Source organism: Brevibacterium sp. 50QC2O2 (genome assembly GCF_024580675.1).
Classification (GTDB): Bacteria; Actinomycetota; Actinomycetes; order Actinomycetales; family Brevibacteriaceae; genus Brevibacterium; species Brevibacterium moorei.
On sequence record NZ_JANIJZ010000008.1, the window covers coordinates 119,087 to 140,045 of the forward strand.

The following is a 20,959-nucleotide window of genomic DNA, read 5'->3' on the forward strand; positions in this document are numbered from 1 at the left end:
AGCCGGGCTGTGCCGGCCCGTGCATGAGGAGGCAGAGATGAGCACCGCACTTCCCCCGACCATCGAGCTCGCCCAGAGCCATCTGCTGCTCCTGGACGCCCAGTCGGGATTCTCCGACGTCGTCGCGCTCGCGGGCAACCGCGATCCGCGCCTGTCGTTCGACGGCCCACGGGCCGATCCCGACCGCCACGGCAGGGCCGATGTCGAAACGCTCGTCCTGGGCAGGGGCCTCGGCGTCCTCGATCTGTGGACCGCACGGTTGAGCAGGTACTCGTTCCTGGCCGGGCCCATCGCCGTCGACGCGGCCATGGCCCAAGCCCTGGGCCTGCCCGAGTGGGTGGAGAAGCTGGTCGTCCTGAGCGGACCCCGGCAGCGGGAATCCGAGCCGCCGCCGGATTGGTTCCGCGACGTCGAGGGACGGGCCGAATTGTTCCCGCACGGTCTGCCCGAGCAGGAGGAGGGCCGCAATCTGGATCTGCTGGCGGCGATCGCCCGGCGGCTGCAGACGGCCCTGCGGCTGGCCGATGAACCGGGCTCCGCCGCTGCGCGACTCCTGGTGCCCGACTACGGCCGGGCGCACGACATCACCGTGTACTCCGCGCTCTGGCTGTCCCCCGAACTGCTGTTGGAGCGGGTGCGGGCAGTCGAACCGGGTGCCGAGTTCCCCGCGGAGATCTCCGCGGCCGCCCAGGCCAGGGCCCGGGAACTGATGGCCCCCGGTGACGAGGGCGTGATCCCCGACGGCTACGCGGTGGAGGTCCCGTTGAGCTTCAACGGCCAGGATGCGGGCGAGGTGGAGCTGGGGGTCTACGTCGAGGAGGCGCCCCCGGAACTGCTGGCCGATCGGGCCGAGGCCTTCGTCGGCTATCAGATCAGGTGGATCGACCCGGAATTCGGTTCCGAGCACCAGTCGCTGGGTGAGGAATTCCAGGCGATGCGCGTCTTCGCCTCGGAGCGGATCGACCGTCTCGCCGGGGCGGTGATCAGGGCCGCCAACGGTGTCGCCTTCGATTCGGACGGATTCCTGGTAGCCGAGCACCAACTGGGCTGAGCGAGGCCATCGGAAAGAGTGGTGGACTGCGGAGTCCGGCCCTTTGCGCGACAACCGCGGTTGACATAATAACTTGCCCGCAAATGTCGGATTGTGAAAGAATGGTTTCGTTCTCAACCGTCCCGACAGGAAGTCGAACTCGTGGGCGCTTTTATCTGTGCATTCTTCGTAGCCGCACTCATCGCGCCCTGGTTGTTCAAGCTCCTGGGACGCAACGCCTTCGGTCTGCTGGCGCTGGTGCCCGCCGGAGCGTTCGTCTATTCGGTGCTGTCGGTGCCCGGCCAGACTCCCCGGACGCAGGACGTGCACTGGCTCCCCGCTCTGGGCATGTCCCTGGTGCTGCGGATGGACGCCCTGTCCTGGCTCATGAGTCTGTTGGTCACCGGGGTCGGCGCCCTGGTGTTCGTCTACTGTATGCGCTACTTCGAGCGCGGCGACCCCACCCTGGGGAACTTCGCGGCCAAGTTCACCGCCTTCGCCGGAATGATGTACGGACTGGTGCTCGCAGATGAACTGCTGACCATGTTCATCTTCTGGGAGGGCACCACGGTGTTCTCCTATCTGCTGGTCGGCCACAATGCGGCCAGGCGAGCCGCCCGCCGCGCCGCCCTGCAGGCCCTGCTCATCACCACCGCCGGCGGTCTGGCGATGCTCATCGGCATGATCATCCTGCAGACGGTGGCAGGCACCGGGCGGATCTCCACGATCGTGTCCCTGGGCTATCCCGGGCTGACGGTGCACGGGCCACCCGGCGTCATCATCACCGCCATCGTCCTCATCCTCATCGGCGCGGTTTCGAAATCCGCGCTGCTTCCCTTCCACTTCTGGCTGCCCGGCGCCATGGCCGCCCCCACCCCCGTGAGCGCCTATCTGCACGCGGCCGCCATGGTCAAAGCAGGCATCTACCTGGTGCTGCGCCTGGCCCCCGGATTCGCCGAGACCCCCGGCTGGCTGCCCCTGCTGCTGATCCTGGGCGTGACCACGGTGCTCGTCGGCGGCTATCAGGCCCTCAAACAGTTCGACCTCAAGAGCATCCTGGCCTACGGCACGGTGTCCCAGCTGGGCATCCTGACCGTCATCTCCGCCTTCGGCACCCCGGACACCACGAAGGCCGCCCTGGCCATGCTGCTGAGCCACTCCCTGTTCAAGTGCGTGCTGTTCCTGGCCACCGGCATCATCGACCACCACGCCGGCACCCGTGATATCCGCAAACTCTCCGGCTTCGGCCGCGCCTGCCCCACCCTGACCGTGGCCACCGTCATCGCCGCGGCCTCGATGGCCGGCATCCCGCTGCTTTACGGCTTCATCGCCAAGGAGGCGCTGTACTCCACCCTGTTGAGCACGGGAACCAAGGAGTCGATCATGGCGCTCATCGGCCTGGTCGCCGGCTCCGTGCTCACCCTGGCCTATGCCTGGCGCTTCGTGACCGGTGCCTTCGCCGTCAAACCGGGGGTGGCCCGGATCGCACCGGCCCATCCCGGCGCCCTGCTGTTGACCGCCCCGCTGATCCTGGCCGTGGCCATCGTGGTGCTGGGCCTGAACCCCGCACCGTTCGAGGCCCTGTTCGCCACGGTCGTCCACTCGGACTACCACCTGGCGCTGTGGCACGGGATCGAACCGGCACTCGGGCTCTCGGCCCTGACGATCGCCCTGGGCGTGGCCCTGTGCGTGTTCTCCAAACAGGTTGCGGTCTTCCAGTCCGCGGCCGCCGGCGAGTGGAACTTCACCCGCGGCTACCGCCGTACCATCGAACTGCTGGAGGACTTCGCCGCATTCGTCACCGCCCGCACCCAGCGCGGTTCGCTGCCCTTCTACCAGGCAGTCATCTACCTGGTGGCCCTGGGCGCCCTGGGGGTGACCCTGCTGGCCAACGACACCTGGCCCGAGTCCATCAGGGTGGCCGATTCCTGGCAGCAGGTGCTGCTGGCTGCCGTGATGATCCCGGCGGCGATCGCCGCGTGTGTCGCCCAGAAGCGCTTCGCCGCAGTGGTCATCGTCGGCATCACCGGCTACGGCATGGTCGCCTTCTTCGCCTTCCAGGGAGCCCCCGACCTGGCCCTGACCCAGGTGCTGGTCGAATCGATCACCCTGGTGGTCTTCGTGCTGGTGCTGCGCCGGCTGCCGCGGCGGATCGGCTCGCCCGGGTCACGTGCCACACCCGCCATCCGGCTGCTCATCGGCGCGGCCTTCGGTGTTCTGGCCATGGTGCTCACCGCGGTGGCCATGGGCGCCCGCAGTGCCACCCCCATCTCGCAGAAGTGGGGAGAACTGGCGTACGAGGGCGGCCACGGCAAGAACATCGTCAACGTCGCCCTGGTCGATATGCGCGCCTGGGACACGATGGGCGAGCTGTCCGTCGTAGTGGTCGCGGCCATCGGCATCTCCAGCCTGATCTTCGTGCGGTCCCGCGAGGGAACCCTGGAGCGGATGTCCACCCGCCGGCCCCACGGGGTCGCCCGGATCGCGACGGTGGCCGAACCGACGCCGAGCCAGGACGTGCGCCGCAACGCCTGGCTGCTGGCCGGCCGGACCCTGGCGCCGGGCAATCGCTCGATCATCCTGGAAGTCGTGGTGCGCCTGATCTTCCACCTCATGTTGGTGTTCAGCGTCTACCTGCTGTTCGCCGGGCACAACCTGCCCGGCGGCGGGTTCGCCGCCGGCCTGGTCGCCGGCCTCGCGCTGATCGCCCGGTACTTGGCCGGAGGCCGTTTCGAACTGGCCGAGGCCGTGCGCATCGACGCGGGCATCCTGATGGGCGCCGGCATGCTGACCACGGGCCTGACGGCCCTGGGCGGCATGCTCTGGGGCGACGCGATCCTGGAATCGGCGTACTGGCAGGCCGATGTGCCGATCCTGGGGCACCTGTCGTTCGGCACCTCGACGATCTTCGACATCGGCGTCTACCTTGTGGTCATCGGCCTGATGATCGACATCCTGCGCGCGATCGGCGTAGAGGTCGACGTCCATCAGGAACAGGACGAGGCGCGCCTGGCGGAATCGCTTGCCACCACCGGCATCGGCGCCGGCGCCCGGCGGCGGATACCCGCCCTGCTGGGCCGGATCGACGATTTCGACGTGGACGACACGGAGAAGGGAGGCAGCCTGTGAGCACCAGCTTCATCATGCTCCTGACCATGGGCGTGCTATTCGCCACCGGTGTCTACCTCATGCTGGACCGGTCGCTGACCCGCGTGCTGCTGGGCTTCCTGCTGTTCGGAAACGGCGCGAACATGCTCATCGTGCTCACCGCGGGGGCTCCCGGCCGTCCACCGATCACCGATGGGCAGAACCTGTCGACGGATGGGATGAACGACCCGCTGCCGCATGCGCTGGTGCTCACCGCGATCGTCATCACCTTCGCGATGACCGGTTTCCTGTTGGCACTCATCTACCGCTCGTGGCGCCTGTTGCGCCACGAGAACCTGGAGGACGATATGGCCGATCTGCGGGTCAGCCTGGAACGCGATTCGAAACAGGTCGCGGCCGAGGCCAGTGAGGGAGTGGACCAGGACGATACGGAATTCGGCGATGAGGCCGAGGCGCCCGTCGCCGGTGCCCTCGACCTCGACGACGACGGCCCGCGGGCCGGACGCGAGGCCGCGGCGGGGGAGTCGGTCCCGACGGGCGCCTCGGCCCCGGACGCGCAGCGCCCCGCTGCCTCGCCGGACCGACCCGCCGGGGGTGAGCGCTCGTGAACCCCGCCCTGCTCGTCCCACTGCCCGTCGTCCTGCCGCTGCTGGGCGCCGGTCTGACCCTGCTGCTGGCCGGGAAGGTCAAGATCCAGAACGCCGTCACGGTGGCGACCCTGTGCATCTCCCTGGCCATCGAACTGGTGCTGGCGTTCGCGATCACCGACTCCGGCATCCAAGTGGTGGCCGTCGGCGGCTGGGAGCTGCCGTTCGGCATCGCCCTGGTCGCGGACAGACTGAGCGTGTTGATGCTGGTCGTGTCCACCATCGTGACCCTGCTGGTGTTGCTCTACGCCCTGGGCCAGGACATGGCCGACACCAGCGAGGACACCCCGCTGAGTGTGTTCAACCCCGCCTATCTGATTCTGTGCGCCGGCGTCTCCAACGCCTTCATCGCCGGCGATCTGTTCAACCTGTACGTGGGCTTCGAGATCCTGCTGGCGGCCTCCTATGTGCTGCTGACCCTGGGTTCGACCCCGGCGCGGATCAATGTGGGCGCGACCTACATCGTCGTCTCGCTGGTCTCCTCGCTGATCTTCCTGACCGCCATCGGGCTGGTCTACGCCGCCACCGGAACCGTGAACATGGCCCAGCTCTCGCAGCGCCTGGCCGATCTGCCCCTGGACATCCAGCTGATCCTGCACGTGGCGCTGTTGCTGGGATTCGGCATCAAGGCCGCGGTGTTCCCGCTGTCGTTCTGGCTGCCGGACTCCTACCCGACGGCGCCCGCCCCGGTCACCGCGGTGTTCGCAGGGTTGCTGACCAAGGTCGGGATCTATGCGATCATCCGCACGGAGACCGTGCTGTTCCCCGCCGACAGCCTGCGCGTGCCCCTGCTCATCATCGCGGGGCTGACCATGCTGGTGGGCATCCTGGGTGCGATCGCGCAGACCGAGATCAAGCGCATGCTCTCCTTCACCCTCGTCAGCCACATCGGCTATCTGCTGTTCGGCGTGGCGGTGGGGACGCAGCAGGGCCTGGCCGCGGCGATCTTCTACACAGCCCACCACATCATCGTGCAGACGGCGCTGTTCCTGGCCGTCGGCCTGGTCGAGCAGTGGGCCGGCACCACCTCGACCCGGAGGCTCGGCGGGCTGGCCAGACTCACCCCGGTGGTGGCGCTGCTGTTCCTCATCCCCGGCCTCAACCTCGCCGGTATCCCGCCGTTCTCCGGGTTCATCGGCAAGGTCGCGCTGTTCCGTGCGGGCTTCGCCGACGGCACCTGGCTGGACTTCACGGTGATCGCCGCCGGCACCCTGACCAGCCTGCTGACGCTCTACGTGGTGGCCCGCACCTGGAACTTCGCGTTCTGGCGGGAGCCGGCGCAGGTCGAGGAGCCCACGCCGGGTCTGGTCGCCCAGTACGCCGCCCACACCGGCCGGGGACCGGCCGCAACGAGTGCGCAGCCCCGGGTCGGGGCGGAGGCGTCGGGGGAGCCGGTGCCCGCTGCCGCAGCCCCCGGTGCCCCGGCCGCGGACGACTCCGCCACCGCGGCTGCCGAAGCCGCGGACCGGGTCTCCGAGGCCGTTGGCGGGCAGAGCACGGATACCGTGCTCACGGCGACGGGCCAGGAACTGCCCGCCGCCGAACTCCAAGCCGAAGAGGCCGCCGAGGCCAGGGACGCCCAGTCGAACGCCCTGAGTGCCGAGGCACTCGCCTCGGCCGATGCGGCACTGCCCCGCGTGCCGCGCTCGATGCTGTGGCCCACCGTCGCGATGGTGGCCGTCAGCGTAGCGCTGACGGTGTGTGCCGGTCCGCTGTGGGATTTCGCGCAGGACGCGGCAGCCGCGCTGAGCGACGCGGGAACCTATGTGCAGGCAGTTCTGGGAGGTGGTGCCCGATGAATGGGAAAGCCGGCCGCAAGCGCCGCGACAATCGTCTGCCAGGACTGCGCCCACTGTCCGTGCAGATTCTGGGCATTGCGATCCTGACGGTCGTCTGGGTCCTGCTGTGGGACAGTCTGACGGTCCTCACCGTGCTCACCGGGATCCTCGTGGCCCTGGGCGTGATCAGGGTCTTCTATCTGCCCGCGGTCGAGCTCTCCGGGCGTTTCAACGTCATCTGGGCCGGCTACTTCCTGCTCTGGCTGCTGGTCAACGTGGTGGGCGCCTCGATCCACGTCGCCTGGACCGCGCTGGGGCCCAGACGGGTCGCTCCCGGGAGCATCGTGGCCGTGGACCTCAACACCCGCTCCGATCTGCTGATGACGGTGATCTCCCTGGTCAACGGGGTGATCCCCGGATCGTTCGTGACCGAGGTCGACCGCGTGCACGGCGTGCTCTACATCCACACCCTGGGCGCGAACACCGACGAACTGGTGGAGAAGGCGCGCGCGGACGCCTATACGATCGAACGCCTCGTCATCATGATGATGGGTTCGGTGCGCGACCTGACCGTCCTCAACGCCTGGCGCGAGGAGCGCGGCCTGCCTCCGGTCATCGGGAAGAAGAACCTGGCCCGGATGCGCGCGGCGCGGGCCAGGCGCGAGGCGGCCGAGACTGTGAACACGAAAGGGGGCCGGCGATGACGCTGACGTTGACACCTCTGCTGTGGATCGTCGTGGCCGTGGCATTGCCGTTGTTCGGGGTGGCCGCCGTGGTGGCCGTCGTCAAGATCATCCGCGGCCCCGGCATCCTCGACCGGATGATCGGCACCGATGTGCTGTTGGGCGTGCTGCTGTGCGGGATCGGCTGCTTCATCGTGTTCACCGGCCACTGGGACCTGCTCATCGTCATGATGTGCATCGCCGCCTTCAGCTTCATCGGCACGGTTTCCGTATCGCGCTATGTCTCCCGCGGCGCCACGCTCAACGAGTACCCGCTGCCACCGGTCGCACCCACACAACCGCCCGCAGCAGCGGCCGGACCGGCCGCCACGGATCAGGAGGAGGCCCGATGACCATTCCGCTCTACGCCCAGATCGTGGTGGCCGTCTGCGTGCTCGGCTGCGCGGTGCTTTCCCTGGCGGCCGCGGTCGGCCTGGTGCGGTTCCCCGATCTGCTCTCCCGGATGCACGCCTCGTCCAAGCCACAGGTGCTGGGGCTGTTCCTGATCCTGGTGGCGATCGTGGTGGCCCACCCCAATTGGCAGACGCTGACGACCGCGGCCCTGGTCATGGGCATCCAGATGCTGACCAGCCCGCTGGCGGTGCACATGATCGGGCGCGCGGGCTACCGGACCAAGCAGCTGCGCCGCTCGATGCTCTACCGCGATGAGCTGGCCGAGGCCATCACCCACGCAGAGGCCCGTGAATCCGCCCGCCGCGCTGAGGCCGCCAAACAGGCGAAGGCGGCCGAGGACGCCTGAGAGACCTCAGACGGCGGCGCGTCGGATGTCGGCCAGCCCCTGGCCCAGAGCCGCCGAATAGACAGCGGCGTCGGCCGACAGCGAGATCACTGTGAAGCCCGCCTGCAGTGCCAGCTCGGTCAGCTCAGGGCCGGTGGAGAAGATGCCGGCGGCCTTGCCCGCGTCACGGCAGGCCTGGGCGACCGTGTCCAGGGCTCCGCGGAACCGGGGATTCTGCCAATCGCCCGGCGCGCCCAGGTTCGTGCTCAGGTCCATCGGTCCGATGAAGGGCACGGTCACGGCCTCGAGTGCTGCGATATCGGCGGCCGCGTCGACGGCCTCGGGCGTTTCGATCTGCGGCAGGAAGACCACGGACTCGTTCGCAGCCGCCTGCTTGTCCGCGGGCAGTCCAGGGGCGTAGAGGTCGTGGGCGACGCCGAAGGCGGAGCCGCGCACTCCCGCCGATGTGTTCCCGTCGCCGAGCCAACCCGGGTAGTGCAGCCAGGTGCCGATCCGCTCGGCCTGTTCCGCGGAATTCACATACGGGACCATGATGCCCTCGGCTCCGGCGTCCAGGGCCGTGGACACGAGGTGCTGGGCGGTGCCGGCCACGCGCACGAAGGTAGCGATGTCCTCGCGCCGGGAGACCGCTATCGCGGCCCGCGCGCTGTCAAGGGTATAGCCCGAGTGCTCGAGGTCGTACAGGACCCAGTCCGCGCCGGCCCGTGCGGTCAACGCACCGACCCCGGTGGTCATGAACTCGAGGATGAACGTGCCCAGCGAGAGCTCGCCGGAACCGATCTGCTGATGGAACGTCTTCGTCGTCATGGAACCAACCTATCGTGAAACCGCCCGCCGTGTGCCGCGCATCTCACAGCCAGTCGTTGTGTTTGGAGATCCAGTAGATGACGATACAGCCGACAGCCATCAGCCCCAGCGCCGCCGGATAGCCCAGTTTCCAGTCGAGTTCGGGCATCAAGACGAAGTTCATCCCGTAGATGCCTGCGACCAGACTGGGGAAGAAGAAGATGCCGGCCCAGGCCGAGATCCGCTTCGACTGATCGCCCTGGCGTTCGGCGACCAGGGTGGAGTTGATGGAGAAGATCTCGCTGAGTATCGAGCGCAGGCGGCCCAGGCGGTCCTGATTGGACCCGACGTGGTCGGCGACATCGCGCAGATTGCGCAGCAGCTCGTCCGGCAGCCCGGTATCGGCGGCGAATGCCCGCAGGTGCACCATGAGCTGCGGCAGGGACTTCACGACCCGGTCGAGGTCGAGGATTCCGCGTGAGACCGCGTAGATCTCCTGGGAGCGCACCGGAGTGCCCTTGAAGATCTGCACCTCCAGATCGTCGGCGGTCTCCTCGAAGGATTCCAGGACGGGGGTGTAGAGGTCGACGACCCGGTCGATCATGAGGTGGAGCAGGGTGTATGCGACGACCAGCTCGCCGTGTGCGCGGTCCGCCCCGGTGGAGGCGTCCAGGCGTTTGAGGGCGGGGGAGGAGCGCAGGAGTTCGCGGATCCGGGAGAACTCGCGTGCCGCGGCCAGGGGCGAACCCGAGCGGTGGGCCGAGATGACGAAGCCGGCGCCCACGAAGATCTCGAGCTCGCCGATCAGCAGGGACTCGTCCTCGCCCGGCACCTCGTCGCCGGGAGCGTCGGGGTGCGCGGGACGTGCGGGGGCCTCGGACATCGCGGCAGGGCGCAGGGCCAGCAGACTGGTCTGGCCGTAGCGCTCGAACTTCATCCTCTGATTGCCCTCACGGGCGTCCTCGACGGCCAGGGGGTGCAGCCCGAAGGCCGCCTGCAGCGCGCTCAGCTCATCATCCGTGGGCCGGTCGATGTCGATCCAGATGAGATTGCCGGTGCCGCCCGGGGCGCTTGCGGTGCGGCGGGCGGCGAGGGCCGCGGTCAGCGTATCGAGTTCCGTGCAGGACCCGTCGGCGGTAAAGACCAGGCCCTGCAGATGCGGTGCCGAGTCGTCGTCCATCGCTTGTGCCATGCCCTCATCCTTTCACGCCCACGGCCTATGAGACGCTAGGTGCATGGATGCACTCGTCTTGGTCAATACCCACCTGCCGCAGGCCCCCCTCAAGCCCCTGGAGCAGATCCTGTCACGGGCCCGTGTGGCCGATGGCGTGGTGGTCTTCGCAACGGCGCCGGCCCACCAGCCGGCTTATGAGGCCCCGGACGAGGACGCCGAGGCCGTGGATTCGGCGGGCGCCAACGCGCCGGGCGGGGCGGCGGCCGCGGCGGTCAGGAAGGCCGCCGAGTGGGCCGGCAAACCGGCCCCGGTGCAGCCGACCGCGGACGATCTGGTCCTGGCCTCGGAGGTCCCCGATGTGTTCGACGGGGTCGAGGACCTGGCCACCGGCCTGCAGGCGATGAATATCGACCGGGTCGTGATCGGCGGGGTCGACCAGTCCCGCGCGGTGGAACACACGGTGATGGCAGCGCTGGTCCTGGGATTCGAGGCGACGGTGCTCGCGGACGCCCTGGTCAGCGCCGACGGCGCCGAAGTGCAGTGGCTGGAGACGGCGGCGGGCGCAGGAGCGCGGATCGCCGACAGCGCCGACACCTGGCTGCGGATGTAAGACGGGGAGGGGCCGGGCTCCGCAGCAGCGGAACCCGGCCCCTCCCCGTTCGAACCCGCGGGGTTCGACCCCGTCGATCACTTCGATCACTTGGTCGCGGAGTTGGCCTCGCCCTTGAGCTCGCCCTTCTCCCACTTGCTGACCCAGTCGCCGTTGCCGTCGACCCACTTGGCCACGGCATCGTCGATCTTGTCATCGCCGGCCTTCTGGATGTCGTTCTCCAGCGAGCCCAGGTGATCGTCGTCGAGCACCAGGTTCTTCAGCAGCTGGGCGACCTGCGGATTTGAACCGGTGAACTCCTTGTTCGAGAAGTTGTAGAGTACCTCGGCCTTGCCCATCGAGCCCTTGGGGTCCTCGAGGTCGCGCACGGGGAACTGATCGTAGGCCCAGTGCGGGCGCCACAGGGTCACGGCGACGTCCTTCTTGGCATCCGTGGCCTTCTTCAGCTGCGTGAGCATGGCGGGCGTGGACGAGGGCTTGAAGTTGATGTTGTCCAGGCCGTAGTCCTTGATCGCCTGCTTGGTGGCCTTGGTCAGGCCGGCACCGGCTTCGATTCCGTAGAGGGTGTTGTCGTAGTCCCCGCCCATCGTCTTGAGGTCCTCGATGGTCTTGGCCTTCGAGTCCTTGTTGACGGCCAGGGTCAGCTTGGCGTTGTTGTACCAGCAGCCCTGCGCGTCGAGCTTGTCGCCGTACTTCTTAACGTAGTCGGCGTGGGTCAGCGGCAGCCAGCCGTCGACCAGGAAGTCGTAGTCGCCGTTGGCGACGCCCACATAACCGGGAGCGGCGTCGAAGGCCTTGATGGAGACCTTGTAGCCCTTCTTCTCCAGGTTGTTCTTGAGCAGGTGGCTCACCGCGAAGGATTCGTCCCAGCCGTTGAAGGCCGCGATCTTGATGTCCTTCTTGCCATCGGCATCCATCGAGCTGGTGTCCTTGGCGTCCGTGCCGGGGATGCAGTCGGCCCAGTTCTGATCGGCGGTGGCGCCCTCGTCGGAGCCGCCGGCCGCCGAATCGTCGGTGGAGTTCGAAGCGCCGCAGCCGCTGAGCAGCAACGCGGCGGCGGCTGCGATGCCGCCGATGCGGGCCAGGCCCTTGGTCTTCTTGATGGTTTTCATGATGACCCTTCTTTCTTATGGGTACGTTTCCCCCGGCGCGGCCGGCGCGGGTCCGGACGCGCCGGGGATGGTTTGCGAATCAGGCCGCTGCGACCCGGTTGCCCTTGCGGCCCAGGCCCGCGGTGACGCGGTCGAGGAAGATCGCCAGGGCGACGACGGAGACGCCGGCTTCGACGCCCAGTGCCACGTTCACGGAGCTGATCGCCTCGATGATCGCGCCGCCGAGGCCATCGGCGCCGGCCATGCCGGCCAGCACGACCATGGACAGGGCCAACATGATGACCTGGTTGATACCGGCCATGATGGTCGGCAGGGCCAGGGGCAGCTGGACGCGGAACAGGATGTGCGAGGGACCAGCGCCGAAGGCCTGGGCGGCCTCGACGACCTCGCCGTCGACCTGGCGGATCGCCAGCTCGGTGAAGCGCACGCCGGGCGGCAGGGCGAAGATGATGGTCGCGATCGCACCGGGGACGGTGCCGACGGAGAACATCACGATGGCCGGCACCAGGTAGGCCAGCGCGGGCATCGACTGCATGAAGTCGAGGACCGGTCGCACGATCGCGGAGACGGTCTTGGACTTCGCGGCCCAGACGCCCACGGGCAGGGCGATGATGAGCGCGATGATGACGGCCACCAGCACCAGGGCCAGTGACTCCATCGCGTTCTCCCACTGGTTGAACGCGCGCACCAGGTAGAACCCGATGAGGGTGACCAGGCCGACCTTCCAGCCCGCGCACAGCCAGGCGATGACGGCCAGGATGACCGTCATGATGAGGAAGGACGGGGAGGCGAACACCAGTTCCAGGCCGGTGTACATACCGGTCAGCACGGTGGAGATGAAGTCCAGCAGCCAGCCGAAGACGTCCTGGAACCAGGTGAGGAACTTATCGGCCCACTCGCCCAGCGGGATGCGGGGGCTCAGCGGATTGAGATTCATTCTGCCTCCTTGGTCGCTTCGCCTTCGCGTTCATCGTCTCGGCGCTCATCGCCGGGTTGCTGCTCGAGCGTCTGCACCGCGGGGATCTCCCCGGTGGTGGGACTGACCTGCGCCATCGAGTTGAGCAGGTTGACGCGCGGAACGATGCCCAGGAAGCGTCCGTCCTCGGCCACCACGCACAACGGCACGCGGGAAGCGGAACTGGGGGCGAACAGTTCGGAGACCGGGGTATCGGGGCCGACGGTCAGAATTCCCTCGGTCTCCACGATCCCCTCGATCGTGCGCTCGCCGGCGCGGGCCGCGTTGACGACCGCGCGGTCGGTCACGTAGCCCAGCAGCTTGCGCTCGCGGTCGGTGACCAGCAGGATGTTCCAGCCGTTGGACTCCATGGCGCGCATCGCCACGCGGGGCCCGGCGCCGGACATCACGGTGTCGTCGATCTGGCGCATCACGGTCGATGCGGTGAGCACCCTGGCTCGGTCGACGTCCTGGACGAAGTTCGCGATGTACTCGTCTGCCGGATTGGTCAGGATGTCCTCGGCGGTGCCGATCTGGACGATCCGGCCATCGCGCATGACGGCGATCCGATCACCCAGGTACATGGCCTCGTTGAGGTCGTGGGTGATGAAGATGATGGTCTTGCCCAGCTGCTGCTGGAGTTCGATCAGCTGGTCCTGCATTTCCCTGCGGATCAGCGGGTCGAGGGCGGAGAACGCCTCGTCCATCAAGAGGATCTCGGTCTCCGCGGCCAGTGCCCTGGCCAGGCCCACGCGCTGCTGCATACCGCCGGAGAGCTCGTGGGGGTACGTGTCCTCCCAGCCCGCCAGGCCGACGGTCTGCAGCCAGGTGTTCGCGCGTTCCAGGCGCTCCGTCTTGGGCACGCCCTGGATCTCCAGGGCGTAGGCGGCGTTCTCGCGCACGGTGCGGTGCGGCATCAGGGCGAAGTGCTGGAACACCATGGAGATGTGCTTGGCGCGGATCGCGCGGATCTCCTTGTTGTTCATCTGCGCGATCTCGTTGCCGTTGATCTCGATGCTGCCCGAGGTGGCCTTGCCGAGTCCGTTGATGGTGCGCAGCAGGGTCGACTTGCCCGAACCGGACAAGCCCATGACGACGAAGATCTCGCCGCGTTCGACTTCGAAATTGGCGTCGATGACGGCGGCCGTTCCCAGGCCTGCGAGTTCCGAACGGTCCTCGCCGGCTTCGAGGCGCTTGATGACCTCGTGTTCTCGCTTTCCGAAGACCTTGTAGACGTGCGATGCTTTGACGATCGGCATCGGGTCTCCTTTCCGTCGGCAGGGGGCTGCCGCGGCCAAGGTAACCGTCCTTGTGAGGGCGGCTTGCCGACTCGTGTCTTCCTTGCCCGCGCCGGTACTGGGTTCGCGGCAGCGTATGGCTGCGCTCGAACCGGTCCCATAAAAGTCCGTTGACCCTTCCACTGTAGTCGGGTTCCTTGTTTTTCGAGGGTTTTCGCGGATGTTTCCCAGGCGGCGGAAAACGGCATGGGCCCTTGCATCGCCAGTAAACACGGGGGGTGCGTGGGTCACGGGCCACCGTTATCGTATCGTTATATTTGACAGATGTGCGGTGATCTGCGGTGGGCCGGACCCGCGCTCGGACGGCGGCGCCCGCAACCACCGCCATGTGGCCATCGTGCGGCTGCCGGGCGTCGGTCGGCTAAGCTCTTCTACTGGCGGTAGTATGCGGTGCCGGATTCCGGCACGGCCGCGCGTGCGGCCCTGGCGCAGGTGTCCGTGGCCGGCACGGAACCGCCTCATCGGTGTAGACGGTAGCGAAGGGAGTGCGCACGTGGAATCAGCCCACGCCCCCTGGCGGATGGCCCGTGCCCTGTTCGCAGCGCTCCTGGCGACCTCCGTCGCCCTGGCCCTGCACACGGGTGCCCATGGGGCATCGAGTGTGCTGGCCGTCGTCGTCGCGTTCATCGGCACGCTGTGGATCGGTTCCCTGCTGGCCGGTCGCAGGTTGGGCGTCTGGGCGCTGAGCGCCATCGTGGCCTTCGCCCAGGTGGCCGTGCACGGACTGCTGTCGATCCTGTCCGCGGCGCCGATCGTGCTCGGCGGGGCCGGGATCGCCGGGACTGGAATCGGTTCCCACGCCGGCCACGCCCGGTTGGAGGCCGAACACGTCCGGCACCTGGCGCACAGCGCGGCCCATCACACAGCCGGCGGGACCGGGGCGGTGAGCGCTCATGCCGATCTGCTGGGCCCCGCGATGCTCACCGCCCACGGCCTGGCCCTGGTGCTCACCGTCCTCGTGCTCAAATGCGGCGAGGACGCCCTTCTGGGGCTGGTGCGCCTGACGGCCCGGCTGGCCTGGGCCCTCTTGGAGTTCTTCCGTCCGATCCCCGTCAGCCCGGGCCGCCTGCCCGCTCTGCGGGACGTGCCGGTGCCAGCACTGCGGATCGCACATACCCCCGCACTGCTGCGCGGTCCACCCATTCCCCTCCTCTGAAATCCGCCGGGGCACCATTCCCGGCTCTGCCCGTGGCGCGACTGCGCCCGGAGCGGGCCGGCCGAGGCCCCGGCACCGCCGGGGACACTTCCGTGCCCTGGCCCCGCGGCGCCAGTGCGCCGTATTCCGTGCACCCCGCCTCCGCCGGCTCGCGCCAATCGCGTCGGCCCGGCTCACGCACGTCCCAGTGCGGGTGCGCACCCATTTCGAGGACAAGGAACAGAGAAGAACAATGCAGAGGAACCACATCACGGCACGCCGCGCGCTGCTGCGCACCACCACCGCCCTGACAGGTGCCGTTCTGGCGCTCGGGCTGGCGGCCTGCTCCGGCGCGTCGGCCGGGTCCACCGGGTCCCAGAGCCCCACATCGGCCGCAGCCGGGGACGCCTCCGCGGCCGCCCAGACCGGACTGAGCCTGGACCGGGCCTGGGTGAAGACCGCGAAAAAGGGCGAGATGACTGCGGTATTCGGCACCCTGACGAACCACACGGACGCGCCGATCGTCGTGCGGTCGGCCAAGACCCCGGTCGCGGGCATGGTGCAGCTGCACGAAACAGTCGTCGATGGCGGGGGCTCGTCGAAGATGCAGGAGAAGAAGGCCGGCTTCACGGTGCCGGCGCACGGCGACTACGAACTCAAGCCAGGTGGCGACCACATCATGCTGATGAAGCTGACCGGGGACATCCAACCGGGCGAACAGATCACGGTCGCAGCCACCACCGACACCGGCTCCGTCACCTTCGCCGCGACCGCCAAGGACTATACGGGCGCCAAGGAGAACTACGACATGGACGAATCCTCCGGCCATGACCACTGACGCACCGAACCCCTCCGGGGTCCCGGACACCGCAGGGGTCACGCGTGCTGCGGATGTCACGGACGCTGCGGACCAGCGGGAATCCCGGGGTCCGAACCGGCGGCGGGTGCTCACCGGCACCGCCGCCGGGGCGGCCGCCGGCCTGGTCGTGGGCGCCGGTGGCGGTGTGGCAGGCGGCCGCGCATGGGGGAGTGCCACAGCCGGTGGGCCGGCCGGGGCCACCCTGGACACCGCGGGCGCCTCCGGCGGGCAGACCGTTGCGTTCTACGGCCGCCACCAGCCCGGCGTCGAGACCCCACCGCAGGCCCACGCCCGATTCGTGGCGCTGGATCTGCGCCGTGGAGTCGGGGCCGCGGACGCGGTGCGGATGCTGCGCCTGCTCAGCGATGACGCGGCCGCCCTGATGGCCGGCCGGGCGCCACTGGCCGACAGCGAACCGGAACTCGCCGGCCGGCCCGCCCGGCTGAGCATCACCTTCGGCTTCGGCCCCGGGCTCGTCTCCCTGGCTGGCCCGCGGGCCAGGCCCGCGTGGTTGGCCCCGCTGCCCGCCTTCCCGGTCGACCGTCTGCAGAAGTCGCTGAGCCGCGGGGATCTGCTCCTGCAGGTCTGCTGCGAGGACCCGCTGACCCTCTCCCACGCGGTGCGGATGCTGCTCAAGGATGCCCGCTCCTTCGCCCGGATCGCCTGGACCCAGGCGGCCTCGCGCCGCGCCTACGGCACGGATCCGGCGGGCACCACGATCCGCAACCCCTTCGGCCAGGTCGATGGGACCGCGAATCCGGTACCGGGGACCCCCGCCTTCGACCGCTTGGTCTGGGGTGAGTCCTCCGGCGGTGCCGAGGGAGTCGACTGGGGGCCGCGCGGCCAACCGCCGGCGGACCTCGGCGCCGGACTGCCGAAGTGGTTGCACGGCGGGACGACCCTGGTGCTGCGCGATATCGCGATGAACATGGCCACCTGGGACGAGGCCGACGGACCGGCCCGCGAGTTCTCGGTCGGCCGTAGACTGTCGAACGGCGCGCCGCTGACCGGTCGGGAGGAACACGATGTGCCCGATCTGGGGGCCACCGACTCGGTGGGGTTCACGGTGATATCGCCGTCGAGCCACGTGGCGCGCAGCCGCAATGAGTCGGATCCGGCCGAGCAGATCTTCCGCCGCGTCTACGCCTATCAGGACGTGATGGACGAACCCGTGCACGTGCCGCGCTCGGTCGGAGCCGAGACCGCGGATGAGAAACGCGTCCAGGACATCGAGTTCGATCGCACTGGCCTGATGTTCGCGTCCTTCCAAGCCGATGTGACCCGGCAGTTCCTGCCGATTCAACGACGGCTGGGCGAAGTCGACCTGCTCAACCAGTGGACCACCCCGATCGGTTCCACGGTCTGGGCGATTCCGCCCGGGGCCGCCGGCGCGGGCGACTACGTGGGCAGCACCCTGTTCGGCTGAGCGGGCGCGGGCAGCTTGGGCGCGCGCCAGGCCAGAAGCGCGCCGGTGCCCACCGTCATGCCGGCGGACACCAGCAGGCCCGGCAGGGACTGGCCGGCGGCATTGAGGTCGGCCAGTCCCACCGCGCCGAGGAGGAAGACGCTGACATTGTTCACGATGTGCACGGCGATGGCGGCCTCCAGCCCTCCTGTGCGGTAGCACAGCCAGCCGGCGACCACCGCGAACACGGCGACATCGGCCAGCCCCGTCCAGTCGTAGAGGTGCCCGAAGACGAACAGAGGCAGCGGCAGCAGGATCGCCCAGGCCGGATGTTTCAGCCAGGAACCGACCAGCTGGCTCAGGAAGCCGCGGAACACGTATTCCTCGGTGGCCGACTGCACCGGCACCAGGAGCAGGGTCAGCACGATCATGAGCAGGGCGCGGCCCAGGCCCGCCCCGCCGGCGGACGCGGTGTCCCCGTCCGTGCCGCCTCCGGTGGCGCCGGGGCCCTCGGGCGCGAACTGCGCATCGAAGCCCAGTTGGAGGACCAGCACCGGCACGATTACCAGGGCCGCCCAGCCGATGGCCCTGCCCAACCAAGCCCAGCGCAACCGGCCGAACACCGAGGACAGGGTGCCGGGCGGGCGCCGCCACACCAGCCAGGTGGCCAGCCAGACGGCCGGCAGCATCGGAATGATGGACACGATCGCCGCCACGAAGGTCACGGGATTGCCCATATCCGTGAACGTCGGATCGGCGGTCAGCCAGCCGGGCAGGGTGTCCGTCCCCGCCGATCCCGGGGCGCCGGGACCGAAGGGGTTCTGCCCGGCGTCCGGGTCGGGCACGGTGGAACCGGTGACCACGGACCGCGCGACGCCGGCCAACACCAGGGGCACGGCCACACCCCAGAACGTGATGAGCAGGATGAACACGAGGTAGAGTCCAGCCGCCGTCACCAGCGCCAGCAGGGGCCGCCACCAGCGATGATTGCGCTGGGCCCGCCCCATCCGGTGGTACGCGACGGTGCCGGGTAAGGGCTGCATGCGCCCCGGTCGCCTGGCCGAAACGGGACCTAGCACCGGCTGCGGAGACGGCGAACGCGATGGGCGCAGCGGGTAGCTCATGTCCTCCACCCTATCCAGAAGTTCCACTACGTCCTGAATTGTCGAAATTCGGGCTGAAATGTCGATACATCGACGTTTTGGGGCGTAGTGGAACTCTGTGCGCGAGTCGGTGCGGGGCCAACAGTAGGGTGGGAGGCATGCTGCAGCCTACGAAGCCACTGTCCTTCGCACCCGCCCACCTCCACCCGCAGATCATCGTGCCGCTGGAGGCCGGTGACGCCGAGGCGCTGACCGGGCTGGTCTCGGGCCTGACACCGGGCAGCGGCATCGACGTGCTCGAATGGCGGGTGGACGCGCTCGCGGTCTTCCAGCGCTGGGCGGCCGGACAGTCCGGGGCCGAGGCCGCCTTCGCGATCGAACGCGCGGCCTGTCTGCGCGTGTTCGAGTCCACCGGTCTGCCGGTGCTGGCCACGATCCGCACCGGAGCCGAGGGCGGTCCCGTGCCGGTCCCGGACCCGGTCTACGACACTGCGGTGATGGGGCTGATCGAGCAGGCAACACCCACCCCGACACATGGCCTGCGGGTGGTCCCGGAGCATCGGACGGGGGCAGGACCGGAGTTCGGTGCCGGCCTGTGCGCCGTGGACGTGGAGTTCCACCGCGCTCCCGCCGCCGGGCTGCTGCAGGCGGCCGCTGACCGCGGAGTTGCGGCGGTGGCGTCCTTCCACGACTTCGAGTCGACGCCGGATGCGCAGTTCCTCTCCGAGCTGCTGCGGGCGATGGAGCACTCCGGCGCAGCGGTGGCGAAATTCGCGGTGCTGCCGCACACTCTGCAGGATGTGCTGCGCGTGCTCGAGGTGACGGCCCGGGCGACTGGACGCCTGGCCCCTGGCCCGAACCCCGACCGGAGCGGGGCACCCGTGCGGGCAGCGGCCCCGGAGTCCCCAGCGGCATCGGGGTCGCTGTCGATCCCCGTCATCGCGATCGCGATGGGCCGGCTGGGCCAGATCACGCGCACGGCCGGGGAGTTCGGCTCTGCCGCGAGCTTCGCCTCCCTGGAGCGGGCCTCGGCACCCGGACAGCTGGGAGTGCAGCAGCTGCGAGCGATCTTCGCCGCTCAGGGCCTGCAGGACTGAGACGCAAGGGACTGAGACGAAAAAGGTCCGCCGCGATCCCCGTTCGGGGACCGCGGCGGACCATCGGGCTTCCGCTATCTCAGGCCTTGAGGTCCTCGACTGCGCTGCGCAGGTTCTTCGGCAGGGCCTCCTCGCCGAACTTCGTGCGCACCGCATTGGCCGCATAGCGCTGGATGACCAGCTGGACCACGGCCACACCCACGCCGGAGATCACGGTCCAGGCGATGGCCTCGGCCAGCCCGGAATCCGCGCTCGCGGCGTTCTTGGGCGCGGGACGGCCCGTGGACTTCTTCCAGGCGAAGGACAGAACCTGCTTGGCGGCGATGCCGGCCAGGGCGGCGCCGCCGACCCCTGCGATCTGCCACATGAGCTTGCCGTTGTTCATCATGCTCCTCAACGTCGGTAACGATGTTGCTGTCAGCCTATCGCGGCGCGCGTCATTCGCCCTGCAGGACCCAGTCGATGAGCTGCTGGGTCAGGGGCTCGTCGACCGGGATCGGCGCACCGTCGACGGACTTGATCGGCACGGCGGTGCGCACGCTGGAGACCATCCACAGGGCGTCGGCGGTCTTGAGTTCGGAGGCGGGGATGTCCGCGTACTCCACCGTGTAGCCGGCGGCCTCGGCCCCGCGGAACACCACCCGCTGGGTGGTGCCGTGCAGCAGGCCGGCGCGCGGCTCCGGGGTGGACAGGGTGTTCCCGCGCTTGACGATGAGGTTGCAGGTCGGGCCCTCCAGGGCCAGGCCGTCGTGCGAGACGAACAGGGCCTCGTCGGCGTCGTTGGCGTGCACATAGCGTCCGGCGGCCTGATTGGTCGCGTACGACAGGGTCTTCGCACCGATCAGCTGCCAGGGTGCCTTCTGGCCGAAGTAGGCCTCGTAGCCGCGGTCCAGGGTGAGCACCCGGATGCCCGCCTCGCGCTGCTTGTTGTACTTGGGGTCGATCGGAATGGTCAGCGCCCAGGCGGTGGGCTTGCCCGAGGTGCCCTCGACCCCGCGGGTCATGGCGTAGCGGACGCTGAACCCGGTGATCCCCGGATTATCGGAGATGAACGCGGCCATCACGGCCTCCAGCGCCCGATCGAACAGCGCCTGATCGGGTTCGGGCAGTTCGAGCATCTCGGCCGAGGCCTGGAATCGGGTGAAGTGCGGTTCGCGCGAGTGCACGGTGACGGACCCCGCCGCATCGAGGGTGACGAGGACCGTCTCGAAGATGCCGTCGCCGCGGTGCGGGGCCAGATCGTCGACCAACAGGTGGGCGGTGTGCGGATCGGCCAGTTCGAAGGTGCCGGCGGCCTGGTCGATGAGGGCCAGGGAGTTGACTGCCGGCAAGCCGTCGGGACGGGAGATCACTGTGTTCGGTTGAGCGCTCATGCCACGA

20 protein-coding genes are annotated in these 20,959 nt (G+C 68.8%); 12 read left to right on the top strand and 8 right to left on the bottom strand.

Annotated features, from left to right (window positions below):
- Positions 1–37: 37 nt before the first annotated feature.
- The 7 genes from NQ038_RS08445 to mnhG all read left to right on the top strand — a co-directional run bounded on the left by NQ038_RS08445 (position 38) and on the right by mnhG (position 8,045).
- On the top strand, positions 38–1,051 hold the full coding sequence (locus tag NQ038_RS08445; RefSeq protein WP_257062403.1) for a hypothetical protein: 1,014 nt from the start codon (positions 38–40) through the stop codon (positions 1,049–1,051).
- 141 nt (positions 1,052–1,192) lie between these two features.
- Positions 1,193–4,159, top strand: coding sequence for a Na+/H+ antiporter subunit A (locus NQ038_RS08450; protein ID WP_257049606.1), 2,967 nt, complete (start codon positions 1,193–1,195; stop codon positions 4,157–4,159).
- A complete protein-coding gene (locus NQ038_RS08455; RefSeq protein ID WP_257049607.1) occupies positions 4,156–4,746 on the top strand; it encodes a Na(+)/H(+) antiporter subunit C in 591 nt (196 codons plus the stop codon). The genes NQ038_RS08450 and NQ038_RS08455 overlap by 4 nt, the downstream gene beginning before the upstream one ends.
- Positions 4,743–6,584, top strand: coding sequence for a Na+/H+ antiporter subunit D (locus NQ038_RS08460; protein ID WP_257049608.1), 1,842 nt, complete (start codon positions 4,743–4,745; stop codon positions 6,582–6,584). The genes NQ038_RS08455 and NQ038_RS08460 overlap by 4 nt, the downstream gene beginning before the upstream one ends.
- The gene (locus NQ038_RS08465; RefSeq protein ID WP_257049609.1) at positions 6,581–7,267 is read left to right on the top strand and encodes a Na+/H+ antiporter subunit E; all 687 of its coding nucleotides are present in this window, start codon (positions 6,581–6,583) and stop codon (positions 7,265–7,267) included. The genes NQ038_RS08460 and NQ038_RS08465 overlap by 4 nt, the downstream gene beginning before the upstream one ends.
- The gene (locus tag NQ038_RS08470) at positions 7,264–7,638 is read left to right on the top strand and encodes a monovalent cation/H+ antiporter complex subunit F (RefSeq protein WP_257049610.1); all 375 of its coding nucleotides are present in this window, start codon (positions 7,264–7,266) and stop codon (positions 7,636–7,638) included. The genes NQ038_RS08465 and NQ038_RS08470 overlap by 4 nt, the downstream gene beginning before the upstream one ends.
- Complete coding sequence (gene mnhG / locus NQ038_RS08475; protein ID WP_257049612.1) at positions 7,635–8,045, top strand: monovalent cation/H(+) antiporter subunit G; 411 nt, start codon at positions 7,635–7,637, stop codon at positions 8,043–8,045. The genes NQ038_RS08470 and mnhG overlap by 4 nt, the downstream gene beginning before the upstream one ends.
- A gap of 6 nt (positions 8,046–8,051) precedes the next feature.
- Here mnhG and NQ038_RS08480 read toward each other — a convergent pair whose 3' ends face one another.
- Together NQ038_RS08480 and NQ038_RS08485 are read right to left on the bottom strand one after the other, a co-directional pair.
- The gene (locus tag NQ038_RS08480; RefSeq protein ID WP_257059642.1) at positions 8,052–8,852 is read right to left on the bottom strand and encodes an HpcH/HpaI aldolase/citrate lyase family protein; all 801 of its coding nucleotides are present in this window, start codon (positions 8,850–8,852) and stop codon (positions 8,052–8,054) included.
- Between the two features lie 43 nt (positions 8,853–8,895).
- Complete coding sequence (locus NQ038_RS08485; protein WP_257049614.1) at positions 8,896–10,023, bottom strand: magnesium and cobalt transport protein CorA; 1,128 nt, start codon at positions 10,021–10,023, stop codon at positions 8,896–8,898.
- Between the two features lie 43 nt (positions 10,024–10,066).
- Here NQ038_RS08485 and NQ038_RS08490 point away from each other — a divergent pair, with 43 nt between their 5' ends.
- Positions 10,067–10,615, top strand: coding sequence for a cysteine hydrolase (locus tag NQ038_RS08490; protein ID WP_257062404.1), 549 nt, complete (start codon positions 10,067–10,069; stop codon positions 10,613–10,615).
- Positions 10,616–10,701: 86 nt separating this feature from the next.
- Here NQ038_RS08490 and NQ038_RS08495 read toward each other — a convergent pair whose 3' ends face one another.
- The 3 genes from NQ038_RS08495 to NQ038_RS08505 all read right to left on the bottom strand — a co-directional run bounded on the left by NQ038_RS08495 (position 10,702) and on the right by NQ038_RS08505 (position 13,941).
- Complete coding sequence (locus NQ038_RS08495) at positions 10,702–11,727, bottom strand: glycine betaine ABC transporter substrate-binding protein (protein ID WP_257049616.1); 1,026 nt, start codon at positions 11,725–11,727, stop codon at positions 10,702–10,704.
- Between the two features lie 79 nt (positions 11,728–11,806).
- Positions 11,807–12,664, bottom strand: coding sequence for a proline/glycine betaine ABC transporter permease (locus NQ038_RS08500; RefSeq protein ID WP_257049617.1), 858 nt, complete (start codon positions 12,662–12,664; stop codon positions 11,807–11,809).
- Positions 12,661–13,941: a glycine betaine/L-proline ABC transporter ATP-binding protein gene (locus NQ038_RS08505; protein ID WP_257062405.1), complete on the bottom strand. Its 1,281-nt coding sequence runs from the start codon at positions 13,939–13,941 to the stop codon at positions 12,661–12,663. Before NQ038_RS08505 ends, NQ038_RS08500 begins: the two co-directional genes overlap by 4 nt.
- 532 nt (positions 13,942–14,473) lie before the next feature.
- Between NQ038_RS08505 and NQ038_RS08510 the strand changes: the two genes are divergently transcribed.
- The 3 genes from NQ038_RS08510 to NQ038_RS08520 all read left to right on the top strand — a co-directional run bounded on the left by NQ038_RS08510 (position 14,474) and on the right by NQ038_RS08520 (position 17,400).
- A complete protein-coding gene (locus tag NQ038_RS08510; protein WP_257062406.1) occupies positions 14,474–15,136 on the top strand; it encodes a hypothetical protein in 663 nt (220 codons plus the stop codon).
- A 232-nt stretch (positions 15,137–15,368) separates the two neighbouring features.
- Positions 15,369–15,953, top strand: coding sequence for a copper chaperone PCu(A)C (locus NQ038_RS08515; RefSeq protein WP_257062407.1), 585 nt, complete (start codon positions 15,369–15,371; stop codon positions 15,951–15,953).
- Positions 15,943–17,400, top strand: coding sequence for a Dyp-type peroxidase (locus tag NQ038_RS08520; RefSeq protein ID WP_257049622.1), 1,458 nt, complete (start codon positions 15,943–15,945; stop codon positions 17,398–17,400). The genes NQ038_RS08515 and NQ038_RS08520 overlap by 11 nt, the downstream gene beginning before the upstream one ends.
- Here the strand turns inward: NQ038_RS08520 and NQ038_RS08525 are convergent.
- Positions 17,373–18,422 (bottom strand): CPBP family intramembrane glutamic endopeptidase, encoded by a 1,050-nt coding sequence (locus NQ038_RS08525; RefSeq protein ID WP_257062408.1) that lies wholly within the window; start codon positions 18,420–18,422, stop codon positions 17,373–17,375. The two genes, NQ038_RS08520 and NQ038_RS08525, sit on opposite strands and share 28 nt — an antisense overlap.
- 218 nt (positions 18,423–18,640) lie before the next feature.
- On the opposite strand from NQ038_RS08525, the gene NQ038_RS08530 reads away from it, so the two are divergent.
- On the top strand, positions 18,641–19,579 hold the full coding sequence (locus NQ038_RS08530) for a type I 3-dehydroquinate dehydratase (protein ID WP_257062409.1): 939 nt from the start codon (positions 18,641–18,643) through the stop codon (positions 19,577–19,579).
- Positions 19,580–19,658: 79 nt separating this feature from the next.
- Here the strand turns inward: NQ038_RS08530 and NQ038_RS08535 are convergent, their stop codons facing one another.
- On the bottom strand, positions 19,659–19,964 hold the full coding sequence (locus NQ038_RS08535) for a DUF4235 domain-containing protein (RefSeq protein ID WP_257059661.1): 306 nt from the start codon (positions 19,962–19,964) through the stop codon (positions 19,659–19,661).
- Between the two features lie 52 nt (positions 19,965–20,016).
- Positions 20,017–20,952: an aminotransferase class IV gene (locus NQ038_RS08540; RefSeq protein WP_257049627.1), complete on the bottom strand. Its 936-nt coding sequence runs from the start codon at positions 20,950–20,952 to the stop codon at positions 20,017–20,019.
- Between the last annotated feature and the right edge of the window lie 7 nt (positions 20,953–20,959).

Excerpts from the sequence above, each read along its gene's own strand:
- NQ038_RS08445 (WP_257062403.1), top strand. The coding sequence starts at position 38 with ATGAGCACCGCACTTCCCCCGACCATCGAGCTCGCCCAGAGCCATCTG.
- NQ038_RS08465 (WP_257049609.1), top strand. The coding sequence starts at position 6,581 with ATGAATGGGAAAGCCGGCCGCAAGCGCCGCGACAATCGTCTGCCAGGA.
- NQ038_RS08470 (WP_257049610.1), top strand. The coding sequence starts at position 7,264 with ATGACGCTGACGTTGACACCTCTGCTGTGGATCGTCGTGGCCGTGGCA.
- mnhG (WP_257049612.1), top strand. The coding sequence starts at position 7,635 with ATGACCATTCCGCTCTACGCCCAGATCGTGGTGGCCGTCTGCGTGCTC.
- NQ038_RS08480 (WP_257059642.1), bottom strand. The coding sequence starts at position 8,852 with ATGACGACGAAGACGTTCCATCAGCAGATCGGTTCCGGCGAGCTCTCG.
- NQ038_RS08485 (WP_257049614.1), bottom strand. The coding sequence starts at position 10,023 with ATGGCACAAGCGATGGACGACGACTCGGCACCGCATCTGCAGGGCCTG.
- NQ038_RS08490 (WP_257062404.1), top strand. The coding sequence starts at position 10,067 with ATGGATGCACTCGTCTTGGTCAATACCCACCTGCCGCAGGCCCCCCTC.
- NQ038_RS08495 (WP_257049616.1), bottom strand. The coding sequence starts at position 11,727 with ATGAAAACCATCAAGAAGACCAAGGGCCTGGCCCGCATCGGCGGCATC.
- NQ038_RS08500 (WP_257049617.1), bottom strand. The coding sequence starts at position 12,664 with ATGAATCTCAATCCGCTGAGCCCCCGCATCCCGCTGGGCGAGTGGGCC.
- NQ038_RS08505 (WP_257062405.1), bottom strand. The coding sequence starts at position 13,941 with ATGCCGATCGTCAAAGCATCGCACGTCTACAAGGTCTTCGGAAAGCGA.
- NQ038_RS08515 (WP_257062407.1), top strand. The coding sequence starts at position 15,369 with ATGCAGAGGAACCACATCACGGCACGCCGCGCGCTGCTGCGCACCACC.
- NQ038_RS08520 (WP_257049622.1), top strand. The coding sequence starts at position 15,943 with ATGACCACTGACGCACCGAACCCCTCCGGGGTCCCGGACACCGCAGGG.
- NQ038_RS08525 (WP_257062408.1), bottom strand. The coding sequence starts at position 18,422 with ATGCAGCCCTTACCCGGCACCGTCGCGTACCACCGGATGGGGCGGGCC.
- NQ038_RS08530 (WP_257062409.1), top strand. The coding sequence starts at position 18,641 with ATGCTGCAGCCTACGAAGCCACTGTCCTTCGCACCCGCCCACCTCCAC.
- NQ038_RS08535 (WP_257059661.1), bottom strand. The coding sequence starts at position 19,964 with ATGAACAACGGCAAGCTCATGTGGCAGATCGCAGGGGTCGGCGGCGCC.
- NQ038_RS08540 (WP_257049627.1), bottom strand. The coding sequence starts at position 20,952 with ATGAGCGCTCAACCGAACACAGTGATCTCCCGTCCCGACGGCTTGCCG.